General features: G+C 31.6%; 3 protein-coding genes. All 3 read left to right on the top strand.

Annotated elements, in window-relative coordinates; translation table 11 throughout:
- On the top strand, window positions 1-96 hold a 96-nt coding region (locus tag M3600_RS28225; protein WP_251648067.1), incomplete at its 5' end, for an IS3 family transposase.
- A 316-nt stretch (window positions 97-412) separates the two neighbouring features.
- The gene (locus tag M3600_RS28220; RefSeq protein ID WP_311315994.1) at window positions 413-937 is read left to right on the top strand and encodes an AAA family ATPase; all 525 of its coding nucleotides are present in this window, start codon (window positions 413-415) and stop codon (window positions 935-937) included.
- Between the two features lie 179 nt (window positions 938-1,116).
- Complete coding sequence (locus M3600_RS28215; RefSeq protein ID WP_251648532.1) at window positions 1,117-1,647, top strand: GrpB family protein; 531 nt, start codon at window positions 1,117-1,119, stop codon at window positions 1,645-1,647.
- Window positions 1,648-2,310 lie beyond the last annotated feature (663 nt).

The following is a 2,310-nucleotide window of genomic DNA, read 5'->3' as shown; positions in this document are numbered from 1 at the left end:
GAATTAAATGATTATGTTCATTGGTTTAACCATATTCGAATTCATGGAACACTCGGTTACTTAACGCCAGTAGAATTCAAGAGACAGGCCTTATAAAAGTTGTCCAGTTTGGTGTTGACATTCCACTAATAATAAAAGCGAGAGAGGATCTTATCAACCTATATGGGTTGATATTAATAAACTTTTATCTATAGATGTAAGACCTAAAGAAGTAGCTTTAACAGTATTTTCCCTTTTTAAGTAAGAAGGAATTAGTAGAAATTCAATAAAGTTAGAACCTTTCTTATGTAACAAACAGGGCAGCCTTCCTGTAATGAGTTAAACCTTGCTTATGGTAGAAAAATGGCAGGTATGTGGAAGAAGGATTTCAAAGCGTTATATAGAATATCAAGTAAAAAAGAATTAGATGGTGGTGTATTATTTGAATAAAACTATACCTAATAGAATCCATATTATTGGTTCAGTAGGAAGTGGTAAGACTACATTAGCTAGAAAGTTATCGAAAAAGTATAATATACAATGTTACGAATTAGACAATGTGGTATGGGAAAGACATACATCAGGAGATATAAGAAGAAAAGATGAAGAAAGGGATAAATATTTAGATAAAATTATTAATGAGAAAAAGTGGATTATTGAAGGAGCTCATAATCATAATTGGGTAAGAAAGAGTTTCAATAAAGCTGACATAATAATATTTTTGGATACACCGTTTATAAAACGAGAAATTAGGATTTTAAAAAGATATTTCCGGCAATTATTAAGGATAGAATCAGCTAACTACAAACCTTCTTTCAGTATGTTATTAGCTATGTTTAAATGGAACCGAGAATTTGAAAAAGAAAGCAAACCAAATATCATAAAAATGTTGCAAGAAGAAAAAGCTAATTCAATTATTTTAAAAGCCAACTCAGAAATAGCAAAATACATAAATTAAAATTTAAGCTAGGTAAGCACCTCCTTATGTAATAGGAAAGGCCATTTAATTGTAATTCCTATAATAAAAGAAGTGCGCCTTGCTTTTGTCACAGTTAGGAAAGATTAGTGAAAAAACTGATTAATCAAATGAAATTTATTAGGATAAAATGAAAATCATGGATGATTGGAGGGGAGTATTTGCGTAAGGTAGAAGTATATCCATACAATAAGAAATGGACTCAAATGTTTAGAGAAGAAGCGGAGAAATTACAAATTATTTTCGGAAATGAAATTGTAGATATTCATCATATTGGTAGTACCTCAGTACCAGGGTTAAAAGCAAAACCAATAATAGACATAATGCCTGTCGTTAGGGATATTAATACAGTTGATAAATTTAATATTGTTATGCAAGAATTTGGCTATGAGCCCAAAGGTGAAAACGGTATACCCAAACGGAGATATTTTCAAAAGGGTGGGGACAATCGCACACATCACGTTCATATTTATCAGACTGGAAGTTACGAGATAAAACGACACTTGGCATTTCGTGATTATTTAGCATTACATACAGACGAAATGAAGAAATATGGTGAATTAAAAGAGAAATTGGCCCAACAATTTCCCAATAATATTGAGTCATACATAAATGGTAAGCATGATCTGGTTAAGGAGATTGAACGAAAATCATTGAATTGGTATGAGGAACACCAAAAATTAAATAGGTAATACTACGCTAAGTTGCTATCTAATGGGTAGCATTTTTTTTGTAATAAAAAACTTATTCCCGTAATAAGTGGGTGTTAAAAAGCTATCTTTGTGAAAAAATGTACTTAAAGTATCGGGGGCTTTTCTTAAATATAAGAGAAGCCCTTTGTTATGTCACAATCGGGGCAGGTTTGTTTAAGTAAATATTTTCACAATAGGTAAAAGGTAAAACGAGCAACAGACTCTACAGACATTTCATAAAGAAATAGTGGACAAGAGCCGATACTAAAATGAACAAGGGTAATAAGATAGTATCAGGCATGTATTTCACCACTTTTTTCTTTAGACAGAATGCCCATACTTTGATTGTTAAAATGAATAATATATAGAAGTACGACGGTAATTAAGATCTTTTGCTTTTAATCAACCAATACGACCCCTTGTGAACCTTAATTGGTTGACCTTTTTACATAATAATGTTTATGGTTTATCGATGTTATGCTTGTTTTTTTAATTTATCGAGTAAACGATGTACTTTTTTATAAGACCCATAAATCCTGTTTATTGCAAAATAAAAGTACAGAGGTTTGCGAGGAATTTGTGCAGAATCTAACTGCATAAAAAATAGGCTTGCCAGCCCCTAAAATATCCCCTACTGTATGGATTGAGAGATCACAACAGTGG

Source organism: Niallia sp. MER 6 (assembly GCF_023714395.1).
Lineage (GTDB): Bacteria > Bacillota > Bacilli > Bacillales > Cytobacillaceae > Niallia.
Note: the sequence above shows the minus strand (reverse complement) of the source record. Positions and strands in the feature narration are given on the sequence as shown.